Here is a 760-nt window from a genome sequence, read left to right on the forward strand (position 1 = left end):
GTCGGGCAGGCAGTTCGGGATCTGGGCGATGACCCGGTTGCCGTCGATGATGTAGTGATCGACCGGGAAGGTCATCTCGGGGAACGCCACCATCGTGGACGTGATCCACTCGCGGATCTCGTCACGGCCGTTGAACGTGCCGTAGTGGTGCTCGCGATAGCGGGCGTCGGGAGTGAACTGCGCGGCCCACTGCTCCCAGTCGCCGGTGGCCACAGCATGCGAGCCGCGCTCGCGGTAGGCGAGGAACTCGCGCTCGACCTCGCCGCGGGGGAAGGCCGGGGTGGGCACCGGCGGCGCCCAGTCGTCGATGCCTTCGAGGCTGTGGTCGGCCGGCGTGTCGAGGCGGCCCCCGTCGGTGAACCACTCGATCCACACCTTCTCGGCATCGGCGGGGTTGTAGAAGTCCTCTTCGAAGTCCCACTTGCCGTCGCCGGCGTAGTGCAGCACGGTCGTGTTCGGGAACCCGTACCGCTTGCCGGTGCCAGTGGGGTCGGGCAGGTTGTTCCAGATGTAGAGCGCCACCCGATCATCGGCGATGGCCCACCAGTCCATCCACAGTCCCATCGACGGGTACTGCGCCATGCAGTCGACGATGAACGTCTCGATCGCCTGTTGGCCCTCGAATCGCCCGAGGTTGTGCTCGATGTACACGGCGTCGTCGGTGAACAGCCGGGCCCACCCTGGCCAGTCGAACTCGCCGACACCCAGGCGGCGGTACTCCGCGAAGGCCTCGGCCACTTCCTCGTCGCTGAACTTCCCC

General features: G+C 67.1%; 1 protein-coding gene. It reads right to left on the reverse strand.

What is annotated here, in order from left to right:
• On the reverse strand, positions 1 to 760 hold a 760-nt coding region (locus ACLNEE_RS16795), incomplete at both ends, for a nuclear transport factor 2 family protein (RefSeq protein ID WP_412007439.1).

This window comes from Aphanothece stagnina RSMan2012, assembly GCF_046764815.1.
Lineage (GTDB): Bacteria > Cyanobacteriota > Cyanobacteriia > PCC-6307 > Cyanobiaceae > NIES-981.